Genomic DNA, 21,804 nt, shown 5'->3' with positions numbered 1-21,804 from the left:
ACTCACATGTCAATCATTGAAATGCGAGATGTTGTCAAAAAATACGATAATGGAACGACTGCCCTCCGTGGGGTCTCTCTTAGTATTGAACCAGGAGAATTTGCCTACATCGTAGGTCCTTCTGGGGCAGGGAAGTCAACCTTTATTCGAGCTTTATATCGTGAAGTAAAAGTCGAAAAAGGTAGTTTAAAAGTGGCAGGCTTTAATCTGGTTAAAATCAAGAAGAAAGATATCCCTCTACTCCGTCGCAGTGTTGGGGTAGTCTTCCAAGATTACAAACTCTTGCCAAAGAAAACTGTTTATGAAAATATTGCTTACGCAATGGAAGTAATCGGTGAGAACCGTCGCAATATTAAGAAACGGGTTATGGAAGTCTTGGACTTGGTCGGTTTGAAACACAAGGTTCGCTCTTTCCCTAATGAACTCTCAGGTGGAGAGCAGCAACGGATTGCGATTGCTCGTGCGATTGTTAATAATCCGAAGGTATTGATTGCCGATGAGCCGACAGGAAACTTGGACCCTGATAACTCATGGGAAATTATGAATCTGTTGGAACGCATCAATCTCCAAGGTACTACTGTCTTGATGGCGACCCACAATAGCCAGATTGTAAATACCTTGCGCCACCGTGTCATTGCCATTGAAAATGGCCGTGTCGTTCGTGACGAAGCTAAAGGAGAATATGGATACGATGATTAGTAGATTTTTTCGCCATTTATTTGAATCATTAAAAAGTTTAAAACGAAATGGCTGGATGACAGTAGCAGCAGTGAGTTCGGTTATGATTACTTTGACTCTAGTTGCCCTGTTTGCATCCGTAATTTTTAATACAGCCAAGCTGGCTACCGATATTGAAAACAACGTTCGTGTCATGGTTTACATTCGTAAGGATGTAGCAGATAATAGTGAAACGATTGAAAAAGAAGGTCAGACAGTTACCAACAATGACTATCACAAGGTCTATGATGCTTTAAAAGCTATGCCAGCTGTAAAAAGTGTCACCTTCTCAAGTAAAGAAGAACAATACCAAAAATTGACTGAAACGATGGGGGATGACTGGAAGGTCTTTGAAGGGGATGCAAACCCGCTCTATGATGCTTACATCGTTGATACAAATTCTCCGAGTGATGTTAAAACGGTAGCTGAAGAAGCTAAGAAAATAGAGGGAGTATCAGAGGTTCAAGATGGTGGAGCCAACACTCAACGACTTTTCGAACTAGCTTCCTTTATCCGTGTTTGGGGATTGGTTATTGCAGGACTCTTGATTTTTATTGCAGTCTTCCTCATTTCCAATACTATCCGTATCACCATTATTTCGCGTAGCCGTGAAATTCAAATCATGCGTCTAGTAGGGGCTAAAAATGGCTACATTAGAGGACCATTCTTACTTGAAGGTGCCTTTATCGGTTTATTTGGTGCAGCGATTCCTTCAGTCCTTGTATTTTTTGTCTACAATATGGTTTACCAATCTGTCAATAAATCCTTGGTAGGTCAAAACTTGTCAATGATTACACCAGATGTGTTTATCCCTGTGATGACAGTCCTATTGTTTGTGATTGGTATTTTCATTGGGGCAATTGGATCAGGCATTTCAATGCGTCGATTCTTGAAGATCTAGTTGGATATAAATGCAACTTGCAGACCAAATCAGAAATAATACAGTTTTAAAAGAGAAGTTTTCTTGCTCTTTGTCAACTGTAGTGGGTTGAAGTCAGCTAAGATCGAGAAAGGACGAATTTCGTCCTTTCTTTTTTGATGTTGAGAGCGATGAAAATTCTTTTATTGAAGTTTTCAAAATTCCGAAAACCAAAGGCATTTCGTTTAATGAGTTTAATAAGATTATTCGTTGCTTCCAATTTGGCGTTGGAATAGGGTAATTGGAGAGTGTTGACGATCTTTTCTTTATCCTTGAGGAAGGTTTTAAAGACAGTCTGAAAAAGAGGATGGACCTGCTTTAGATTGTCCTCAATGAGTCCGAAGAATTTTTCAGCTTCCTTATTCTGAAAGTGAAAAAGCAAGAGTTGATAAAGATTATAGTGGTGTTTCAGGTCTTCTGAATAGCTAAAAAGCTTATCTAGAATCTCTTTTATCCTGTTGAATGAGCTTCTCGTAACGTTTGATAGCCTTGTATTCATGGGATTTTCGTTCAAATTGATTCATGATTTGGATACGCACACGACTCATGGCACGGCTTAGATGTTGAACGATGTGAAAGCGATCTAGTACAATTTTTGCATTTGGGAGTGAAACAGTCTGGTAGACTGTTTCAGCCTGAGCCTAGAAATTCGAAAGCGAAGTCGTTTAGCCAAGTCATAGTAAGGACTAAACATATCCATAGTAATAATTTTTACCTGACAGCGAATAGCTCTATCGTATCGAAGAAAGTGATTTCGGATGACAGCTTGTGTTCTTCCCTCAAGGACAGCGATGATATTGAGTTTTTCAAAGTCCTGAGCAATAAAGCTCATCTTCATCTCCCGATTGAAACAGTCACTCCCCTGACTGTTTCAACATCCCAAGACATAATCTCTGGAAGACGAGAAAAATCATGTTTAAAACGGAAGTCATTGAACTTTCGGAGAACAGTTGAAGTTGAAATGGAAAGCTGATGGGCAATATCGGTCATAGAAGTCTTTTCAATCAACTTTTGAGCAATCTTTTGATTGATAATACGAGGAATTTAGTGATTTTTCTTGACGAGAGAAGTCTCAGCCACCGCCATTTTCGAACAATGATAGCACTTGAAACGACGCTTTTTTCAGAAGAATTCTGGTAGGCATACCAGTCGTTTCAAGGTAAGGAATCTTAGACGGTTTCTGGAAGTCATATTTCTTCATTTGATATCCGCAATCGGTGCAAGATGGGGCCTCGTAATCCAGTTTAGCGATGATTTCCTTGTGTGTATCCATATTGATGATATCTAGAATCTGGATATTAGGGTCTTTAATATCTAGTAGTTTTGTGATAAAATGTAATGGTTCCATATGATTCTTTCTAATGATGGTTTGGTCGCTTTTCATTATAAATCTTATGGGACTTTTTTTCTATAACAAAATAGGCTCCATAATCCCTGCGGTGGATTTACCCACTACAGAAATTATAGAGCCGAATAAACAAGCAAGATTTGGGAAGACATTTCCAGATCTTTTTGATAGAATGAAATCAAAGAAAACGTTATTAAAAAGAGGTGTGTGATGGAGAAATTTTTTATATTATTGCTTTTATCACCCTACTTTTACTTTTTCCATTGGATTGAGAAGGCGGACAAAAATAGGAAATATTTCGCGTTTTTCTATTACTTTTACTGGATTTATCTTCCTCTGTGGGCTTTGTTCAGTATCGCTTTTACCGTTTTTTCATTTTTAATTTTCAATATTGTCTTGAAAAATCCTGCTGATTTAACAATTTGGGGGATATGGTTCCTTTTAGTTTTTTTGTCTCTTGTGAATGACTGGAAAATATATGCCTGTTTAAAGAGAATGTTCAAGCTGAAACAAGAGAACAAAACGAGGACATCCATCAACAGCTAAAGTTTAGAGGAGGTTCTGATGTTCAAAATAAAGCAGTTCATTCATCAATACTACAAAACCTACATTCTTACGATTTGCTTGTTATGGCTGCTGGTCTTTTGTCTTCCATGGGATTTGCAAATAGGAGGAGTTTCGGTTTATTTCTTCATCATGAAAAAACTCTTTGTCGTCTTTGGTGTATTGGCAATCTTTTTCTCAGTACTGACTAAAAAGATGAGTCTCTTCCTCTTTGGAGTGCTATTTTGCATGGCCTTCTGGATCAATCTTTTCCTGATTTTTGGAATTTTGCCAGCTCTGCTTGGCAATTAAATTTTTGTGTGAAGTGTAGTCCATAAAAAGCTAAGAGGCTGACCTAGAAGTCAGCCTCTTTTCCCTTTTGAAACGCGGATTCTTTCTTGAAAATTAAGAGCAAATGTGCTAGAATTAAAAGAACATTCTAAAATATTCAGAATCTAAAGTAAGGAAAATAATGGCTAATATTTTAAAAACGATTATCGAAAATGATAAAGGAGAACTTCGTCGTCTGGAAAAGATGGCAGACAAGGTTCTCAAATATGAAGATCAGATGGCAGCCTTGACGGATGACCAGCTAAAAGCAAAAACAGATGAATTTAAGGAACGTTACAATAAGGGTGAATCGCTGGATTCATTGCTCTATGAGGCTTTTGCGGTAGTTCGTGAAGCTGCAAAACGTGTCCTTGGACTTTTCCCTTATAAGGTTCAGGTCATGGGTGGGATTGTTCTTCACCATGGTGACGTTCCAGAGATGCGTACTGGTGAAGGGAAGACCTTGACAGCGACGATGCCTGTATACCTCAATGCCCTTGCAGGTGAAGGGGTTCACGTAGTAACGGTCAACGAGTATCTAACGGAACGTGATGCGACTGAGATGGGTGAATTGTACTCATGGCTTGGTTTGTCAGTAGGGATTAACTTGGCTGCTAAGTCACCAATGGAGAAGAAAGAAGCTTATCTTTGCGATATCACCTACTCAACCAACTCAGAGATTGGTTTCGACTACCTTCGTGACAACATGGTTGTTCGGGCAGAAAACATGGTACAGCGTCCGCTCAACTATGCTTTGGTCGATGAGGTTGACTCGATCTTGATTGATGAAGCTCGTACTCCTTTGATCGTTTCAGGAGCCAATGCTGTGGAGACTAGTCAGCTGTATCATATGGCGGATCACTTTGTCAAATCTTTGGACAAAGATGACTATATCATCGACATTCAGTCTAAGACCATTGGTTTGTCTGATTCAGGGATTGATAAGGCTGAAAGCTACTTCAAACTGGAAAATCTCTACGATATTGAAAATGTGGCTCTTACTCACTTTATCGACAATGCCCTCCGTGCCAACTATATCATGATTCTTGATATTGACTATGTGGTCAGCGAAGAGCAGGAAATCTTGATTGTTGATCAATTTACAGGTCGTACCATGGAAGGTCGCCGTTACTCTGATGGCTTGCACCAGGCGATTGAAGCCAAGGAAGGTGTGCCAATCCAAGACGAAACTAAGACTTCAGCTTCTATTACCTACCAAAACCTCTTCCGTATGTATAAGAAATTGGCAGGTATGACAGGTACTGGTAAAACAGAAGAAGAAGAATTCCGTGAAATCTATAACATTCGTGTCATCCCAATCCCAACCAACCGTCCAATCCAACGTATCGACCACTCAGACCTTCTCTATGCTAGCCTTGATGCAAAATTCAAGGCCGTGGTTGAAGATGTGAAGGCACGTTATCAAAAGGGTCAGCCAGTCTTGGTAGGTACTGTTGCCGTTGAAACGAGTGATTTCCTTTCTAAGAAATTGGTCGAAGCAGGTGTTCCTCACGAAGTCTTGAATGCGAAAAACCACTACAGAGAAGCTCAAATCATCATGAATGCTGGTCAGCGTGGTGCGGTTACCATCGCAACCAATATGGCCGGTCGTGGTACCGACATTAAGCTTGGTGAAGGCGTTCGTGAGCTTGGTGGACTTTGCGTCATTGGTACAGAACGCCACGAAAGTCGCCGGATCGATAATCAGCTTCGTGGACGTTCAGGACGCCAAGGAGATCCAGGTGAGTCGCAGTTCTACTTGTCTCTTGAAGATGATTTGATGAAACGTTTCGGTTCAGAGCGTTTGAAAGGTATCTTTGAACGGCTCAACATGTCTGACGAAGCCATTGAATCCCGTATGTTAACGCGTCAAGTGGAAGCGGCTCAGAAACGTGTTGAGGGGAATAACTACGATACACGTAAACAGGTCCTTCAATACGATGATGTCATGCGAGAACAACGTGAAATCATCTATGCACAACGTTATGATGTCATTACTGCCGACCGTGACTTGGCACCTGAGATCCATGCTATGATTCGTCGTACCATTGGACGTATCGTGGATACACATGCACGTTCTAAGGAAGATGAAAAACTAGAAGCAATCTTGAACTTTGCTAAGTACAACTTACTTCCAGAAGATTCAATCAGCCGTTCAGATCTTGCAGGTTTGTCAGACCAAGCCATCAAAGATGAGCTGTATCAACGTGCATTGAAGGTTTATGATAGCCAAGTTGCTAAACTTCGTGATGAAGATGCAGTGAAAGAATTCCAAAAGGTTCTGATTCTACGTGTTGTAGATAACAAGTGGACTGATCATATTGATGCCCTTGACCAGTTGCGAAATGCTGTTGGTCTTCGTGGATATGCCCAAAACAACCCTGTTGTAGAATATCAAGCAGAAGGTTTCCGCATGTTTAACGACATGATCGGATCGATTGAGTTCGATGTGACCCGCTTGATGATGAAAGCACAAATCCACGAACAAGAACGTCCTCAAGCTGAACACAATATCAGTACAACTGCGACTCGTAATATCGCGGCGCAGCAGACTCAGCTTCCAAAAGATGTGGACTTGAGCCAAATCGGACGAAATGACCAATGCCCATGTGGATCTGGTAAGAAATTCAAGAACTGTCATGGTAAGAGACAATAATATGAGATAAGATACAGGCGGATACCTGGTGAAAATACATTTTTACTTGGTGTCCGTTTGCTTTATAAGGAGATGAATCATGGTATTTACAGCTAAAAGTCCTAAAATTAACATTGAAGAAGTTCGCGCCTTGTCTAAATTAGAAGGAGTGGCTCTTGCGAGAAAAAACCGACGTGATCAGGAATTGGAAGCCATCATCCGTGGGGAAGACCAACGTATTCTCTTGGTGATTGGACCATGTTCATCTGATAACGAAGAGGCAGTTCTCGAGTATGCCAAGCGTCTATCTGCTTTGCAAGAAGAGGTCAAAGACCGTATTTTTATGGTCATGCGTGTCTATACAGCTAAACCTCGTACCAATGGAGATGGCTATAAGGGCTTGATTCATCAACCAAATGCGACAGAAGCTCCTAGCTTGATCAATGGGATCAAGGCTGTTCGCCAACTGCACTACCGTGTGATTACCGAGACGGGAATGACAACAGCTGATGAGATGCTTTATCCTGAAAATCTTCCGCTGGTGGATGATTTGATTTCTTATATGGCTGTTGGAGCTCGTTCTGTAGAGGATCAACAGCACCGTTTTGTAGCGAGTGGAGCAGACTTTTCAACAGGATTTAAAAATCCCACATCTGGAAATCTCAATGTCATGTTTAATGGGATTTACGCAGCGCAAAATAAACAGAGTTTCCTTTTCCTCGGTAAAGAGGTGGAAACAACAGGGAATCCCTTGTCCCACGCCATTCTTCGCGGTGCCTTGAATGAATATGGGAAAAATATTCCCAACTACTACTATGACAATTTGATGGATACCATTGCCCAGTATGAAAAGATGGGCTTGGAAAATCCCTTTATCATCATCGATACCAATCATGACAATTCAGGCAAGCAGTATATGGAGCAAATCCGTATCGTTCGTCAGACCTTGATTAACCGTGACTGGAATGAGAAAATCAAGAAATACGTTCGTGGTTTTATGATTGAGTCCTATCTAGAAGATGGACGTCAAAATGAACCCGAAGTTTTTGGTAAGTCCATTACAGATCCGTGTCTCGGATGGGACAACACAGAAGCACTTGTTCGCGAAATTTACCAAACGCTAGGAGAGTAAGATGGCATTTATCGAAAAAGGTCAAGAAATTGATATTGAAGCAATCAAGGCTGCGACCCAGTTGTCAGCTGAAGCATTGCGAAAAAAAGAAGCCCGTGATAGAGAGTTGGCAGCTATCATCTCAGGTGAGGACGACCGAATCCTTTTGGTGATTGGGCCTTGCTCTTCGGACAATGAAGAAGCTGTGCTCGAATATGCTCGTCGCTTAGCAGACTTGCAGAAAAAAGTTGCGGATAAAATCTTTATCGTGATGCGTGTCTATACGGCTAAACCTCGTACCAATGGAGATGGCTATAAGGGTTTGGTTCATCAGCCGGATACTTCAAAAGCTCCAAGCCTGATTAACGGCTTGCAGGCTGTTCGTCAGCTGCACTACCGTGTGATTACCGAAACTGGATTGACAACAGCTGATGAGATGCTTTATCCGTCAAATCTCGTTTTGGTTGATGACCTGGTCAGCTACCATGCTGTTGGGGCTCGTTCGGTGGAAGACCAGGAACACCGCTTTGTAGCGTCTGGGATTGATGCTCCAGTTGGGATGAAAAATCCAACATCTGGAAATCTCGGGGTCATGTTTAATGCCATCTATGCGGCTCAAAACAAGCAAACCTTCCTTTACCATGGGCAAGAAGTGGAAACTTCAGGAAATCCTTTGGCCCACGTTATCCTTCGTGGTGCCATGAACGAATATGGTAAAAATGAACCCAATTTCTACTATGAAACACTCTTAAATGCCATCAATCGCTATGAGACTATGGGACTTGAAAATCCCTTCATTATCATCGATACCAACCATGACAATTCGGGCAAGCAGTATATGGAACAAATTCGCATTATTCGTCAAGCCCTGCTGAATCGTGACTGGAATGAAAAGATTAAAAAGACGATTCGAGGCTTTATGATCGAATCATACCTAGCAGATGGCCGCCAAAATCAACCAGAGGTCTTTGGCTGCTCTATAACTGACCCTTGTCTAGGTTGGGAAAATACAGTAGCCTTGGTAGAAGAAATTTATACTACCTTAACAAAATAAGTGAAAAGGATAGAGTTGGGGGAATCTCAGCTCCTTTTATGAGTATGATAGTTGGACACGGAATTGACATCGAAGAATTGGCTTCGATAGAAAACGCAGTTACACGACGTGAGGGCTTTGCTAAGCGCGTGCTGACCCCTAAAGAAATGGAGCGTTTTACAAGTCTCAAAGGGCGCAGACAGATTGAATACTTGGCAGGCCGCTGGTCGGCTAAGGAGGCTTTTTCCAAGGCTATGGGGACAGGAATTGGCAAACTGACCTTTCAGGATTTGGAAGTTTTGAACAATGAAAGAGGGGCTCCCTATTTTAGTCAGTCACCATTTTTAGGAAAGATTTGGCTGTCGATCAGCCATACAGATCAGTTTGTGACAGCCAGTGTCATTTTGGAGGAAAATCATGAAAGCTAGTCCACATAGACCAACCAAGGCTCTGATTCATCTGGGAGCTATTCGACAAAATATTCAGCAAATGGGGGCTCATATCCCACAAGGAACGCTCAAGTGGGCAGTGGTCAAGGCCAATGCCTATGGTCATGGGGCTGTTGCCGTTTCCAAGGCTATTCAGGATGATGTTGATGGATTTTGCGTTTCCAATATTGATGAAGCCATCGAACTTCGTCAGGCTGGACTTAGTAAGAAAATCCTCATTTTAGGAGTTTCTGAGCTAGAAGCTGTTTCTCTTGCTAAAGAATACGACATCACCTTGACTGTGGCTGGATTGGAGTGGATTCAAGCACTCTTAGCTAGGGAGACAGGCCTAGCAGGCTTATCGGTTCACCTCAAGATTGATTCAGGAATGGGACGGATTGGTTTTAGAGAGGCCAGTGAAGCTGAGCAGGCTCAAGCCTTGCTTCAACAACACGGTGCTCGCGTTGAGGGGATTTTTACCCACTTTGCGACTGCAGATGAAGAATCAGATGCCTATTTTAATACCCAGTTAGAACGATTTAAAGCTATTTTGGCAAGTATGAAGGAAGTCCCAGAGCTAGTTCATGCCAGCAACTCGGCAACGACCCTCTGGCATGCAGAGACTATTTTCAATGCAGTCCGTATGGGAGATGCCATGTATGGTCTCAATCCTAGCGGGGAGGTCTTGGAGCTTCCCTATGATTTGACACCAGCCTTGACTTTGGAGTCTGCTCTGGTTCATGTCAAGACAGTTCCAGCTGGAGCTTGCATGGGCTATGGAGCCACCTATCAGGCAGGTAGCGAGCAAATCATCGCGACCGTGCCAATCGGTTATGCGGATGGTTGGACACGTGATATGCAGAAATTCTCTGTCTTGGTAGATGGAGAAGCTTGCCCAATCGTCGGACGGGTTTCGATGGACCAAATCACCATTCGTTTGCCTAAGATTTATCCGCTAGGAACAAAGGTAACCTTGATTGGCTCCAACGGTGACAAGGAAATCACAGCTACTCAGGTAGCAACCTACCGTGGAACCATTAACTATGAGGTGGTTTGTCTCCTCAGCGACCGCATTCCGAGAGAATATCATTAAACTAAAGAAAGGAGTGGAGCATGAATCTACATCAACCCTTGCATGTCTTGCCTGGTGTGGGACCAAAGTCAGCAGAAAAATACGCCAAACTAGGAATTGAAAACTTGCAAGACCTCTTGCTCTACTTTCCTTTCCGTTACGAAGATTTCAAGAGCAAACAGGTACTGGAGCTGGAAGACGGTGAAAAGGCGGTCCTGTCTGGTCAAGTTGTGACTCCTGCCAGTGTCCAGTATTATGGTTTCAAGCGCAATCGCCTGCGTTTTAGCCTCAAACAGGGAGAAGTCGTTTTTGCGGTGAATTTCTTTAACCAACCCTATCTAGCTGATAAGATAGAGTTGGGTGCAACTCTTGCCGTTTTTGGGAAATGGGACCGTGCCAAGGCCAGTCTGACTGGGATGAAGGTCCTGGCTCAGGTGGAAGATGACCTCCAGCCTGTCTATCGTCTAGCTCAAGGAATCAGTCAGGCCAGTCTGGTCAAGGTCATCAAGACGGCCTTTGATCAGGGGCTGGACCTCTTGATAGAGGAAAATCTTCCCCAGTCTTTGCTGGACAAATACAAACTCATGTCTCGTTGTCAGGCAGTCCGCGCCATGCATTTTCCTAAGGATTTGGCAGAATACAAGCAGGCCCTTCGTCGCATCAAGTTTGAGGAACTCTTTTACTTCCAAATGCAGTTGCAGGCGCTCAAGTCTGAAAATAGAGTTCAGGGAAGTGGTCTGGTTCTGAATTGGTCTCAGGAAAAAGTGATAGCCGTTAAAGAAAGTCTGCCTTTCGCCCTAACCCAAGCTCAGGAAAAGAGTTTGCAAGAAATTTTGACCGACATGAAGTCGGACCATCACATGAATCGTCTCCTGCAAGGAGATGTAGGGAGCGGAAAGACGGTGGTTGCTGGCCTGGCCATGTTTGCGGCGGTGACGGCTGGCTATCAGGCAGCTCTCATGGTGCCAACAGAAATCCTAGCAGAGCAACACTTTGAGAGTTTACAGAACCTTTTTCCAGACTTGAAACTCGCTCTCTTGACAGGTTCCTTAAAAGCTGCAGAAAAAAGAGAAGTCTTGGAGACCATTGCCAAGGGTGAGGCTGATTTGATTATCGGAACCCATGCTCTGATTCAAGATGGGGTGGATTATGCTCGCCTTGGTTTGATTATCATCGATGAGCAGCACCGTTTTGGTGTGGGGCAAAGGCGTATTTTACGGGAAAAAGGGGACAATCCTGACGTTCTCATGATGACGGCTACGCCCATTCCTCGGACGCTGGCTATCACAGCCTTTGGGGATATGGATGTTTCTATTATTGACCAGATGCCCGCAGGTCGGAAACCCATTGTGACACGTTGGATCAAGCATGAACAACTACCTCAGGTGCTGACTTGGTTAGAGGGAGAAATTCAAAAAGGTTCTCAAGCCTACGTCATCTCTCCCTTGATTGAAGAATCAGAAGCACTGGATCTGAAAAATGCCATTGCCTTATCTGAGGAGTTGACAGCTCATTTTGCTGGCAAGGTAGAAGTAGCCCTCCTACACGGTAAGATGAAGAGTGATGAAAAAGACCAGATCATGCAGGATTTCAAAGAGAGAAAAACAGATATTCTAGTATCTACAACTGTTATCGAGGTTGGGGTTAATGTCCCCAATGCGACCGTCATGATTATCATGGATGCTGATCGCTTCGGTCTTAGCCAGCTTCACCAGCTCAGAGGTCGTGTTGGTCGGGGGGACAAGCAGTCCTATGCTGTTCTTGTGGCTAATCCCAAGACGGATTCTGGGAAAGATCGCATGCGCATCATGACAGAAACCACCAATGGTTTTGTCCTTGCGGAGGAAGATTTGAAAATGCGCGGTTCCGGTGAGATTTTTGGAACTAGACAGTCAGGCCTCCCAGAGTTCCAAGTGGCTGATATCATCGAAGATTTTCCGATTTTAGAAGAAGCCAGAAAAGTTGCCAGCTACATTAGTTCGATAGAAGGTTGGCGAGAGGATCCAGAATGGCGCATGATTGCTCTTCATCTAGAAAAGAGAGAACATCTGGATTAAGCCTTTTCTAAGAAATCTATAAGCTAGCTTTTAGGTTTGGGTCTTATACTAGAGTCATCAAAAAGAAATGAGGACTCTCACATGACCATTAAAGTAACCTACCAAAAGAAATTCCAAACTGTCAAACAAGAGAAAGGAGCTAGCACTTATTGATACACAAAGAGCGGAAACGCTCTTTTTATTTTTAAAACTACTTTCAGGCGATAGGTTTGAGGAAAGAGAATCTAAAATCACTTTCTATTTACCGTTCTTTCTTGCATTGCTTTCCTAGATATGCTACAGTTGTGATAGCGATTACAAAACTAAAGGAGCATGCTATGAAAAATCCAGCTTTGCTAGAAGAAATTAAGACTTATAAAGGAAGGGATGAGGTTCCAGAAGATTTTGATGCTTTCTGGGATGAAGAGGTCAAAAAAGTTTCATCTCTTCCAGCCTACCAGTTGGAGGAAAGAAATTTCCATATTCCTCAAGTCAAGTGCTATGAGCTAACATTTGAGGGAACTAATGAAGGTAAGGTCTATGCACGCGTCGTCCTTCCAAAGAGTGAGGAGAAAGTTCCGCTAATCTTCCACTTCCATGGCTATATGGGACGTGGATGGGACTGGGCTGATATGCTGGCCTATACTGTGGCTGGTTACGGTGTTGTTTCTATGGACGTTCGAGGCCAGTCGGGCTATTCACAAGATGGTTTGCGCTCTCCACTAGGAAATACGGTGAAGGGACATATCATCCGTGGTGCTGTTGAAGGTCGGGACAACCTCTTTTATAAAGATGTCTATCTGGATATTTACCAGTTGGTTGAAATTATTGCCAGTCTGCCTCAGGTAGATGAGAAAAAACTTTCTAGCTATGGCGCCTCACAAGGAGGGGCCTTAGCTTTGGTTGCAGCAGCGCTCAATCCTCGGATTCAGCGAACAGTTGCCATCTATCCCTTTTTGTCAGACTTTAGACGGGTGCTTGAGATTGGCAATACCAGTGAAGCCTATGATGAACTCTTCCGTTATTTCAAGTTCCACGATCCCTTCCATGAAACAGAGGAAGAAATCATGGCGACCCTTGCCTATATCGATGTGAAAAATCTTGCCCATCGTATTAAAGGTGAGGTCAAGATGATTACGGGCTTGGATGACGATGTGTGCTATCCTATTACCCAGTTTGCGATTTACAATCGTCTGACCTGTGATAAGGCCTATCGTATCATGCCTGAGTATGCTCACGAAGCCATGAATGTTTTTGTCAATGACCAAGTCTACAACTGGCTCTGTGGCAGTGAGATTCCTTTTTCCTATGTAAAAAAATAAGTTTAAGAGAGCCTTGAGCTCCCTTTTTGTTTTCCAAAATCGAAAAGTACTTTCAGGAAATTTGGAATATTAAAATAGTTTTAAAAGTAGAATCTATTCTATATCATTTAGCTATAAAGTTCAGAGTTTATTGTATAATAAGGGAAAGACATTATGCGAAAGGAGGGAACTTTCCGCTGTTTGGTCAGAGAGTAAGAGCAGTGGACGTTTGAAGAATGGGAGGTCTCATTCAGTCGGTTACTTTCTTTTTACTTGTTTAGTTGGAGGAACTAAAAATTTTAAGAAAAAAAGAAAGCGCTTTATTTTTATGAAAAATGAAAGGACAAACATGAATTATAAATCTTCACATCGGAAACAGCGATACGGAATTCGAAAATTTGCAGTTGGGGCGGCATCTGTAGTGATTGGTACAGTGGTATTTGGAGCAAATCCAGTCTTAGCTCAAGAGCAAGCCAATGCAGCAGGGGCCAATACAGAAACTGTCGAACCTGGTCAAGGTTTATCAGAATTGCCAAAAGAAGCGTCCTCGGGAGATCTTGCTCATTTGGATAAGGATTTGGCTGGTAAATTGGCAGCAGCACAAGACAACGGCGTTGTAGTGGACCAAGATCATTTGAAAAAAAATGAGAGTGCAGAATCAGAAACTCCATCCTCTACGGAGACCCCTGCAGAAGAAGCAAATAAGGAAGAGGAATCAGAGGATCAGGGGGCTATTCCTCGTGACTATTACTCAAGAGATTTAAAAAATGCTAATCCTGTCCTTGAAAAAGAAGATGTTGAAACCAATGCAGCAAATGGTCAGAGAGTTGATTTATCAAATGAACTAGATAAACTAAAGCAACTAAAAAATGCTACAGTTCACATGGAGTTCAAACCAGATGCGTCAGCTCCACGCTTTTACAATCTCTTCTCTGTATCCAGTGACACCAAGGAAAATGAGTACTTTACTATGTCGGTCCTTGATAATACAGCTCTTATTGAAGGGCGTGGCGCTAACGGGGAGCAGTTCTATGATAAGTATACAGATGCTCCTTTGAAAGTTCGCCCTGGACAATGGAATTCCGTGACCTTTACTGTTGAACAACCGACAACGGAGTTACCTCATGGTCGAGTTCGTCTCTATGTGAACGGTGTCTTATCCCGTACAAGTCTCAAATCTGGTAACTTCATTAAAGATATGCCAGATGTTAATCAAGCTCAACTTGGAGCAACCAAACGGGGCAATAAAACAGTTTGGGCATCAAACCTACAAGTTCGGAACCTAACCGTTTACGATCGTGCTTTAAGCCCAGATGAAGTTCAAACACGGAGTCAATTATTTGAAAGAGGTGAATTGGAACAGAAACTTCCTGAGGGAGCAAAAGTTACTGAGAAAGAAGACGTCTTTGAAGGTGGTAGGAACAATCAACCAAATAAAGATGGTATCAAGAGTTATCGTATCCCAGCTCTTCTCAAGACTGATAAAGGAACGCTGATTGCTGGAACGGATGAAAGACGTTTGCACCATTCTGACTGGGGAGATATTGGGATGGTTGTTCGTCGTAGCTCAGATAATGGAAAAACATGGGGAGACCGAATCGTAATCTCAAATCCTCGTGACAATGAGCACGCTAAACATGCAGATTGGCCATCTCCAGTCAATATTGATATGGCCTTGGTACAAGACCCTGAAACAAAGAGAATTTTTGCAATTTATGACATGTTCCTTGAGAGTAAGGCAGTATTTTCATTACCAGGGCAAGCTCCGAAAGCTTATGAACAAGTGGGAGATAAAGTTTATCAAGTTTTATATAAGCAAGGAGAATCAGGTCGCTATACGATTCGAGAAAACGGAGAGGTTTTCGACCCTCAAAACAGAAAGACAGATTATCGTGTTGTCGTTGACCCTAAAAAACCAGCCTACAGCGATAAGGGGGATTTGTATAAAGGGAATGAGCTAATCGGAAATATTTATTTTGAGTATAGCGAGAAGAATATTTTTAGAGTTTCCAATACCAACTACCTATGGATGTCCTACAGTGATGACGATGGGAAGACTTGGTCTGCACCAAAAGATATTACACATGGGATTCGGAAAGATTGGATGCACTTCCTAGGAACTGGACCTGGTACGGGAATTGCCTTGCGTACAGGACCTCATAAGGGAAGACTGGTGATTCCAGTTTATACAACAAACAACGTTTCCTACCTAAGTGGTTCTCAATCATCTCGTGTAATTTATTCAGATGATCATGGTGAAACATGGCAAGCAGGTGAAGCAGTTAATGATAACCGTCCAGTAGGCAACCAAACCATTCACTCTTCAACCATGAATAATCCAGGTGCCCAAAATACGGAGTCAACTGTTGTTCAGTTGAATAATGGGGATCTCAAGCTCTTTATGCGTGGGTTGACTGGCGATCTTCAGGTTGCGACCAGTCATGATGGGGGAGCAACGTGGGATAAGGAAATCAAACGTTATCCTCAAGTAAAAGACGTTTATGTTCAAATGTCCGCTATTCACACCATGCATGAAGGAAAGGAATACATTCTACTCAGCAATGCTGGTGGTCCTGGACGCAACAATGGTTTGGTTCACCTGGCTCGTGTTGAGGAGAATGGTGAGTTGACATGGCTGAAACACAATCCTATACAAAGTGGTAAGTTTGCTTACAACTCACTCCAAGAACTCGGAAATGGCGAATATGGTTTGCTTTATGAGCATGCGGATGGCAATCAAAACGATTATACTTTATCCTATAAAAAATTCAACTGGGATTTCTTGACCAAGGATTGGATTTCTCCTAAAGAAGCAAAAGTGAAATATGCGATTGAAAAATGGCCAGGCATTCTTGCTATGGAGTTTGATTCGGAAGTATTGGTCAACAAGGCACCAACCCTTCAATTGGCAAATGGTAAAACAGCACGCTTCATGACCCAGTATGACACAAAAACCCTCCTATTTACGGTGGATTCAGAGGATATGGGTCAAAAAGTTACAGGTCTGGCAGAAGGCGCTATTGAAAGTATGCATAATTTACCAGTCTCTGTAGCGGGCACTAAGCTTTCGAATGGAATGAACGGAAGTGAAGCTGCTGTTCATGAAGTGCCAGAATATACAGGGCCACTAGGGACAGCGGGTGAGGAACCAGCACCAACAGTTGAAAAACCAGAATTTACAGGCGGTGTGAATGGTGAAGAGGCCGCAGTTCATGAAGTGCCAGAATATACAGGTCCATTAGGCACAGCGGGTGAAGAGGCAGCTCCGACAGTCGAGAAGCCAGAATATACAGGGCCACTAGGGACAGCGGGTGAGGAACCAGCACCAACAGTTGAAAAACCTGAATTTACAGGTGGTGTGAATGGTGAAGAGGCCGCAGTTCATGAAGTACCAGAGTACACAGGTCCATTAGGCACAGCGGGTGAGGAACCAGCACCAACAGTTGAAAAACCAGAATTTACAGGCGGAGTTAATGCTGTTGAGGCCGCAGTTCATGAAGTACCAGAGTACACAGGCCCACTAGGGACAGCGGGTGAGGAACCAGCACCAACAGTTGAAAAACCAGAATTTACGGGCGGAGTTAATGCTGTTGAGGCCGCAGTCCATGAAGTACCAGAGTACAAAGGTGGTGTGAATGGCGCTGAGGCAGCTGTGCATGAAATCGCAGAATACAAGGAAATTGATTCACTTGTAACTCTTACTAAAAAAGAAGATTATACTTACAAAGCTCCTCTTGCTCAGCAGACACTTCCTGATACAGGGAACAAGGAGAGTGGCTTCCTAGCTTCACTAGGACTAACAGCTTTCTTCCTTGGCTTGTTTGCAATGGGGAAAAAGAGAGAAAAGTAAGAGAATAATTCTAATCATTTTACTTTGTAAAAATAGAAGGAGATAGCAGGTTTTTCAGCCTGTTATCTTTTTCTTTCGTCTCAAGGTGTGCTAATAAAAAATTCTAAGATTTCTGAAACTACTTTCAGGATAGTCTGTTCTATAAAATAGTTTTGAAACTGAAATCTATTCTACTGCAACCTATTGAAAGCGCTTAACAAATGATATATAATAAGTCCATAAGAACAAAGAAAGGGAGGAAAGAGGATGCCACAGATCAGCAAAGAAGCCTTGATTGAACAGATCAAAGATGGAATCATTGTCTCTTGCCAGGCACTTCCTCACGAACCGCTTTATACAGAAGCGGGAGGGGTTATCCCCTTGCTAGTCAAAGCGGCTGAGCAAGGTGGAGCAGTCGGTATCCGAGCAAACAGTGTTCGTGATATCAAGGAGATCAAGGAGGTTACGAAACTCCCGATTATCGGGATCATCAAACGTGACTATCCGCCACAGGAGCCATTCATTACAGCTACTATGAAAGAAGTTGATGAATTGGCTGAACTAGACATTGAGGTCATTGCTCTGGATTGTACCAAACGTGAACGTTACGACGGCTTGGAAATTCAGGACTTTATCCGACAAGTCAAAGAAAAGTATCCACATCAACTCTTAATGGCTGATACTAGCACTTTTGAAGAAGGAATAGCAGCAGTCGAAGCAGGGGTTGATTTTGTTGGAACAACCCTATCAGGTTACACTTCTTATAGTCCAAAAGTAGATGGTCCAGACTTTGAACTGATCAAAAAACTTTGTGAAGCAGGAGTGGATGTCATCGCTGAAGGGAAAATTCATACACCAGAACAAGCCAAACAAATCCTTGAATATGGGGTGCGAGGCATTGTTGTTGGTGGAGCGATTACTAGACCAAAAGAGATTACGGAGCGCTTTGTTGCCGGTCTTAAATAACACAATCTCAAAATAGAGGAGAGTGGTCGATGCGTCGGATGAAATGAAAACGTATACAAACAGAAGTTTACTCACTATCCAATATGGACACGCTTAACAATTAGGAGAATACAAATGAAATTTAGAAAACTAGCTTGTACAGTACTTGCGGGTGCTGCGATTCTTGGCCTTGCTGCTTGTGGTAACTCTGGTGGAAGTAAAGATGCTGGAAAATCAGGAAGCGATAGCGGAAAAACAGAAATCACTTGGTGGGCATTCCCAGTCTTCACACAAGAAAAAACTGGTGACGGTGTTGGAACTTATGAAAAATCAATCATCGAAGCTTTTGAAAAAGCAAATCCAGATGTAAAAGTGAAATTGGAAACCATCGACTTCAAGTCAGGTCCAGAAAAGATCACTACAGCTATCGAAGCAGGAACAGCGCCAGACGTACTTTTTGACGCACCAGGACGTATCATCCAATACGGTAAAAATGGTAAATTGGCTGAGTTGAACGACCTCTTCACAGACGAATTCGTCAAAGATGTTAACAACGAAAACATCGTACAAGCAAGTAAGGCTGGAGACAAAGCTTACATGTATCCAATCAGTTCAGCACCATTCTATATGGCAATGAACAAGAAAATGTTGGAAGAGGCTGGTGTTCTAAACCTTGTTAAAGAAGGGTGGACAACTGATGACTTTGAAAAAGTTTTGAAAGCGCTTAAAGATAAAGGCTACACTCCAGGTTCATTGTTCAGTTCTGGTCAAGGGGGAGACCAAGGAACACGTGCCTTCATTGCAAACCTTTACGGCGGTTCTGTAACAGATAAAGATGTAACTAAATATACAACTGACGATCCTAAATTCGTCAAAGGTCTTGAAAAAGCGGCTAGCTGGATCAAAGACGGTTTGTTGAACAATGGTTCACAATTTGACGGTGGAGCAGACATCCAAAACTTTGCTAACGGTCAAACTTCATACACAATCCTTTGGGCTCCAGCTCAAAACGGCATCCAAGCTAAACTTTTGGAAGCAAGTAAGGTTGAAGTGGTAGAAGTACCATTCCCATCAGATTCTGGTAAACCATCTCTTGAATACCTTGTAAACGGATTTGCAGTATTTAACAACAAAGACGATAAGAAAATCGCAGCTGCTAAGAAATTCGTTCAATTCATCGCAGATGACAAAGAATGGGGTCCTAAAGACGTGGTTCGTACAGGTGCCTTCCCAGTTCGTACTTCATTTGGCAAACTTTATGAAGACAAACGTATGGAAACAATCAGTGGCTGGACTAAATACTACTCACCATACTACAACACTATCGATGGATTTGCTGAAATGAGAACACTTTGGTTCCCAATGTTGCAATCTGTATCAAATGGTGACGAAAAACCAGCGGATGCTTTGAAAGCCTTCACTGAAAAAGCTAACGAAACAATCAAAAAAGCTACAAAACAATAAGCACTAAGTCAGATTGATTCCCCCCTTTTCCCTGTGCACTATGGTGTAAGAAAAGGGGGACTTTTGTTTGAAATGGTAGGAACTGTCACGAAATTAAAATGAAGTTCTTACATAAGCGAATCTTAAAAAATTTCATTTTGGTTTTAAAACAGTTCAAGAAAATCAAAAACTATTCTATTTGAAAGAGAGGTGCCGACTGTGAAAGTCAATAAAATTCGTATGCGGGAAACAGTGATTTCCTACGCTTTCCTAGCACCAGTGTTATTCTTCTTTGTCATCTTTGTCTTGGCTCCTATGATTATGGGATTCATTACAAGTTTCTTTAACTACTCCATGACTAAATTTGAGTTTGTGGGCTTGGACAACTACATTCGCATGTTTAAAGACCCTGTCTTTGTGAAGTCTTTGATCAATACCGTTATCCTGGTTATTGGATCTGTTCCGATTGTGGTTCTCTTCTCGCTCTTTGTAGCATCTCAAACCTATCATCAAAATGCCATTGCCCGTTCTTTTTATCGTTTCGTCTTCTTCCTTCCTGTAGTTACAGGTAGTGTTGCCGTAACGGTTGTATGGAAATGGATCTATGACCCCCTATCAGGGATTCTAAACTTTGTCCTTAAGTCAAGCCATATCATCAGCCAAAACATTTCTTGGCTGGGTGATAAAAACTGGGCTTTGCTAGCGATTATGATCATCCTTTTGACAACATCTGTTGGTCAACCGATTATCCTTTATATCGCTGCCATGGGGAATATTGATAACTCACTAGTTGAAGCAGCACGTGTTGACGGTGCGACTGAATTTCAAGTCTTCTGGAAGATCAAATGGCCTAGCCTTCTTCCAACAACTCTTTACATCGCAATCATTACGACTATCAACTCTTTCCAATGTTTCGCCTTGATTCAGTTGTTGACTTCTGGTGGTCCAAACTATTCAACAAGTACACTGATGTACTACCTTTACGAAAAAGCCTTCCAATTGACAGAATACGGCTATGCAAATACCATCGGTGTCTTCTTGGCAGTGATGATTGCCATTGTCAGCTTTGCTCAATTCAAGATCCTCGGAAACGACGTAGAATACTAAAGAAAGGAGACAGTTATGCAACCTACACAAAAGAAACCTTTAACAGCTTTCACTGTTATCTCAACGATTATCTTGCTCTTGTTGACCGTACTGTTCATCTTTCCATTCTACTGGATCTTGACAGGGGCCTTCAAATCACAGCCTGATACCATTATGATTCCGCCACAGTGGTTCCCTAAAATGCCAACCATGGAGAATTTCCAACAACTTATGGTGCAAAACCCTGCTATGCAGTGGATGTGGAACTCTGTATTCATCTCACTGGTAACCATGTTCTTAGTCTGTGCAACCTCTTCTCTAGCAGGTTATGTCTTGGCTAAAAAACGTTTCTATGGTCAACGCCTCCTCTTTGCAGTCTTTATCGCTGCCATGGCACTTCCAAAACAAGTTGTTCTTGTACCATTGGTACGTATCGTCAACTTCATGGGAATTCACGATACTCTCTGGGCAGTTATCTTGCCTTTGATCGGATGGCCATTTGGGGTCTTCCTTATGAAACAATTCAGCGAAAATATCCCGACAGAATTGCTTGAATCAGCTAAAATCGACGGATGTGGTGAGATTCGTACCTTCTGGAGCGTAGCCTTCCCAATTGTAAAACCAGGATTTGCAGCTCTTGCGATCTTTACCTTCATCAATACTTGGAACGACTACTTTATGCAGTTGGTTATGTTGACTTCACGTCAAAACTTGACTATCTCACTCGGGGTTGCGACCATGCAGGCCGAAATGGCAACCAACTACGGTTTGATCATGGCGGGTGCAGCTCTCGCAGCAGTGCCAATCGTAACCGTCTTCCTTGTCTTCCAAAAATCCTTCACTCAAGGTATCACTATGGGAGCGGTCAAAGGTTAATATTCTGCGAAAATCGAATTTAAACTACGTCAGCGTTACCTTGCCATACTTAAGTTTTGCCAGCGGTTAGCTTCCTAGTTTGTTCTTCGATTTTCATTGAGTATAAGAGAATACAGAGTTATAAGTGTCTACAAAATGGAGAGTATGCAGTT

At 42.5% G+C, this 21,804-nt stretch carries 16 protein-coding genes and 1 pseudogene; 16 read left to right on the top strand and 1 reads right to left on the bottom strand.

Annotated features, from left to right (window positions below; translation table 11 throughout):
• The first annotated feature begins 6 nt into the window (after nucleotides 1–6).
• Nucleotides 7–699 (top strand): cell division ATP-binding protein FtsE, encoded by a 693-nt coding sequence (ftsE, locus tag FQT28_RS07130; protein WP_143989809.1) that lies wholly within the window; start codon nucleotides 7–9, stop codon nucleotides 697–699.
• The gene (gene ftsX / locus FQT28_RS07125; RefSeq protein ID WP_143989808.1) at nucleotides 692–1,618 is read left to right on the top strand and encodes a permease-like cell division protein FtsX; all 927 of its coding nucleotides are present in this window, start codon (nucleotides 692–694) and stop codon (nucleotides 1,616–1,618) included. Before ftsE ends, ftsX begins: the two co-directional genes overlap by 8 nt.
• A gap of 97 nt (nucleotides 1,619–1,715) precedes the next feature.
• On the opposite strand, the pseudogene FQT28_RS07120 reads toward ftsX, so the two are convergent.
• Nucleotides 1,716–2,984, bottom strand: a pseudogene (locus tag FQT28_RS07120) (transposase).
• A gap of 210 nt (nucleotides 2,985–3,194) precedes the next feature.
• Here FQT28_RS07120 and FQT28_RS10165 point away from each other — a divergent pair.
• From FQT28_RS10165 to FQT28_RS07040, 14 genes are all read left to right on the top strand, one after another.
• Complete coding sequence (locus tag FQT28_RS10165) at nucleotides 3,195–3,530, top strand: hypothetical protein (protein ID WP_038805575.1); 336 nt, start codon at nucleotides 3,195–3,197, stop codon at nucleotides 3,528–3,530.
• Between the two features lie 18 nt (nucleotides 3,531–3,548).
• Nucleotides 3,549–3,839: a hypothetical protein gene (locus FQT28_RS07105; RefSeq protein ID WP_038805574.1), complete on the top strand. Its 291-nt coding sequence runs from the start codon at nucleotides 3,549–3,551 to the stop codon at nucleotides 3,837–3,839.
• Between the two features lie 160 nt (nucleotides 3,840–3,999).
• Nucleotides 4,000–6,513 carry a preprotein translocase subunit SecA gene (gene secA / locus FQT28_RS07100; RefSeq protein WP_143989807.1) on the top strand — a complete coding sequence of 838 codons (2,514 nt, stop codon included), beginning with the start codon at nucleotides 4,000–4,002 and terminating at the stop codon, nucleotides 6,511–6,513.
• A gap of 79 nt (nucleotides 6,514–6,592) precedes the next feature.
• Nucleotides 6,593–7,624, top strand: a complete 1,032-nt coding sequence (locus FQT28_RS07095) for a 3-deoxy-7-phosphoheptulonate synthase (RefSeq protein ID WP_143989806.1) — start codon at nucleotides 6,593–6,595, stop codon at nucleotides 7,622–7,624.
• Between the two features lies 1 nt (nucleotide 7,625).
• Complete coding sequence (locus FQT28_RS07090) at nucleotides 7,626–8,657, top strand: 3-deoxy-7-phosphoheptulonate synthase (protein ID WP_143989805.1); 1,032 nt, start codon at nucleotides 7,626–7,628, stop codon at nucleotides 8,655–8,657.
• A 44-nt stretch (nucleotides 8,658–8,701) separates the two neighbouring features.
• On the top strand, nucleotides 8,702–9,064 hold the full coding sequence (gene acpS / locus FQT28_RS07085; RefSeq protein ID WP_143990073.1) for a holo-ACP synthase: 363 nt from the start codon (nucleotides 8,702–8,704) through the stop codon (nucleotides 9,062–9,064).
• A complete protein-coding gene (gene alr / locus FQT28_RS07080; RefSeq protein ID WP_143989804.1) occupies nucleotides 9,054–10,157 on the top strand; it encodes an alanine racemase in 1,104 nt (367 codons plus the stop codon). Before acpS ends, alr begins: the two co-directional genes overlap by 11 nt.
• Nucleotides 10,158–10,177: 20 nt before the next feature.
• The gene (gene recG, locus FQT28_RS07075) at nucleotides 10,178–12,193 is read left to right on the top strand and encodes an ATP-dependent DNA helicase RecG (protein ID WP_143989803.1); all 2,016 of its coding nucleotides are present in this window, start codon (nucleotides 10,178–10,180) and stop codon (nucleotides 12,191–12,193) included.
• Nucleotides 12,194–12,510: 317 nt separating this feature from the next.
• Nucleotides 12,511–13,494: an acetylxylan esterase gene (locus FQT28_RS07065; protein WP_143989802.1), complete on the top strand. Its 984-nt coding sequence runs from the start codon at nucleotides 12,511–12,513 to the stop codon at nucleotides 13,492–13,494.
• A 328-nt stretch (nucleotides 13,495–13,822) separates the two neighbouring features.
• Nucleotides 13,823–17,323: an SIALI-17 repeat-containing surface protein gene (locus FQT28_RS07060; RefSeq protein WP_143989801.1), complete on the top strand. Its 3,501-nt coding sequence runs from the start codon at nucleotides 13,823–13,825 to the stop codon at nucleotides 17,321–17,323.
• A gap of 246 nt (nucleotides 17,324–17,569) precedes the next feature.
• Nucleotides 17,570–18,268 carry an N-acetylmannosamine-6-phosphate 2-epimerase gene (locus tag FQT28_RS07055; protein WP_061417201.1) on the top strand — a complete coding sequence of 233 codons (699 nt, stop codon included), beginning with the start codon at nucleotides 17,570–17,572 and terminating at the stop codon, nucleotides 18,266–18,268.
• Nucleotides 18,269–18,382: 114 nt separating this feature from the next.
• The gene (locus FQT28_RS07050; protein WP_143989800.1) at nucleotides 18,383–19,711 is read left to right on the top strand and encodes an ABC transporter substrate-binding protein; all 1,329 of its coding nucleotides are present in this window, start codon (nucleotides 18,383–18,385) and stop codon (nucleotides 19,709–19,711) included.
• A 219-nt stretch (nucleotides 19,712–19,930) separates the two neighbouring features.
• A complete protein-coding gene (locus FQT28_RS07045) occupies nucleotides 19,931–20,797 on the top strand; it encodes a carbohydrate ABC transporter permease (protein WP_161801140.1) in 867 nt (288 codons plus the stop codon).
• A gap of 15 nt (nucleotides 20,798–20,812) precedes the next feature.
• Nucleotides 20,813–21,652, top strand: a complete 840-nt coding sequence (locus tag FQT28_RS07040; RefSeq protein ID WP_143989799.1) for a carbohydrate ABC transporter permease — start codon at nucleotides 20,813–20,815, stop codon at nucleotides 21,650–21,652.
• Nucleotides 21,653–21,804: the final 152 nt, after the last annotated feature.

Source organism: Streptococcus oralis (assembly GCF_901543815.1).
Lineage (GTDB): Bacteria > Bacillota > Bacilli > Lactobacillales > Streptococcaceae > Streptococcus > Streptococcus oralis_CM.
The sequence above is the reverse complement of the archived record's forward strand: the minus strand, read 5'-3'. Positions and strand labels throughout refer to the sequence as shown.